The organism is Amycolatopsis kentuckyensis (genome assembly GCF_002155975.1).
In the GTDB taxonomy this organism is placed as follows: Bacteria; Actinomycetota; Actinomycetes; order Mycobacteriales; family Pseudonocardiaceae; genus Amycolatopsis; species Amycolatopsis kentuckyensis.
Genome location: NZ_MUMI01000045.1, coordinates 1 through 1,706, shown reverse-complemented (window position 1 = coordinate 1,706; position 1,706 = coordinate 1). Strand labels below are relative to the sequence as shown.

General features: G+C 72.5%; 2 protein-coding genes. Both read right to left on the bottom strand.

What is annotated here, in order from left to right; all coding sequences use genetic code 11:
* On the bottom strand, nucleotides 1–703 hold a 703-nt coding region (locus CCN39_RS04835), incomplete at its 3' end, for a M20 family metallopeptidase (RefSeq protein ID WP_143263947.1).
* Nucleotides 704–712: 9 nt separating this feature from the next.
* Complete coding sequence (locus CCN39_RS04830) at nucleotides 713–1,483, bottom strand: class I SAM-dependent methyltransferase (RefSeq protein WP_086838747.1); 771 nt, start codon at nucleotides 1,481–1,483, stop codon at nucleotides 713–715.
* Between the last annotated feature and the right edge of the window lie 223 nt (nucleotides 1,484–1,706).

The window sequence follows — 1,706 nt, the reverse complement described above, 5'->3', positions numbered from 1 at the left end:
CGACGGCGGCGTCGAGCGCGTTGCGCCCCATGAACGGCTGGGCGCTGGCGTGCGCGCCGACGCCGTGGAAGACCATCTCCAGCTGACGCCGCCCGAGGAACGGGTGCAGCGCGATGTCGTGGCTGAACGGGTGCAGCATGATCACCGCGTCGACGTCGTCGAACACACCGGCGCGGGCGAGGATCTCCTTGCCGCCCCCGCCTTCCTCGGCGGGCGTGCCGATCAGGCTGACGCGACCGCCGAGCCGCTCGGCGACGGTGGCGGCGCCGAGGAAGCCGCCCGCGGCGGTGGTGCAGATGACGTTGTGGCCGCAGGCGTGGCCCAGCCCGGGCAGCGCGTCGTACTCGGCGAGGACGGCGATGTGCGGGCCCTCCTGTTGCCGGGTGCTGACGCGCAGCGCGGTGTCGAGCCCGCCGACGCCGATCGTGGCCTCGTGGCCGTGGCGGTGCAGGAGGTCGGCCAGGGCGCGGACCGACCGGTGCTCGGCGAACCCCTCTTCGGGGTGGGCGTGCAGATCTTGGCTCAACGCCACCAGATCGGGTGAACTGCGCTCGACCGCGGCGGTCACTTCGGTCCGCGTCGCCTCGTCCGCGCCGGTGTGCGGCGAGGACAGCGGTTCGGCGGCCGCGACGGCGTCGGCGGTGGCCTCGACCAGGGAACGCAGGTAGCTGTCGTCGGGCGGGACGGGGTCGGTGTGGGTCATGGGGCGATGCTAACCGGGACCTCCGACAGTTTGCGGTGCTCGGCCCGCCACGATCTGCGTGACGCCCGCGTACCGTTCGGTGATCTCCGTGAAGCCGCGGGCACGCAGGCTCGCTGCGATTTCGCCGCGGTCGAACATCTTCTGGCCGCTGACGATCCCGCCGGCCGACTCGATCAGGCGCGCGGGCTGCCAGCCGCGGCGGGCGCTCGTCAGCAGCACGATCCGGCCGCCCGGTTTCAGTACGCGCGCGAAGGAGTCCAGCGCGGTCTCCGGCTCGGCGAACATGTGCAGCGCGGCGAAACAGCAGAGCCCGTCTACTGTGGACGGTTTCAGCGGGAGGTGCACGGCGTCGGCGCGCAGGTAGGCGACGGTGTCCGGGCCGCCCTCGGCGACGGCCTTGGCGAGCATGGTGCGGGCGCCGTCGAGCCCGATCGCGAGTCCGTCGGGGCCGACGGCCGCGCCGAACGCGCGGGTGAACCGGCCGGTCCCGCAGGCGACGTCGAGCACGGTCAGGCCTGGTGCCGGCCGGACGAGTTCCGTGGCGATCCTGACTTCGCCGGTCATGCTCGGCCCGAGCGGGCCTTTGAGCGCGCGGCCGAGTGCCGGCCGCCAGTAGCGCTCGTAGACCTGCGGGAGCAGGGTGGTGCGCATGAGGCGCTGCGTGAGCCCGGTCGGCGGGCCGGCCTGGTCCGCGGCGCCCAGCAGGTCGAGATAGCCGTCTTCCGCCTCGGCCGGCGTCCCGAGGAGGGCTCGGAGACGGTCGGATGCGCTGGTCGGCACGGGTTCTCCTCGCTTTCGGATACCGGCAGTATGCCAACTTCGCGGCCACTCGATCGAGTGAACAAATCCGCGCTCAGGCGTTCGACGCCCGGAATTGTCGGTCCTCCTCCCTAACGTCGCGGGCAAGGTTCCGATCCGATCCGAGGAGCAGAGATGACGACGATTTCCCGCCCCTGTGGCGAGATCGCGGTGCACGGCGAGTTCGACCTGGCCGCGGCGGCCC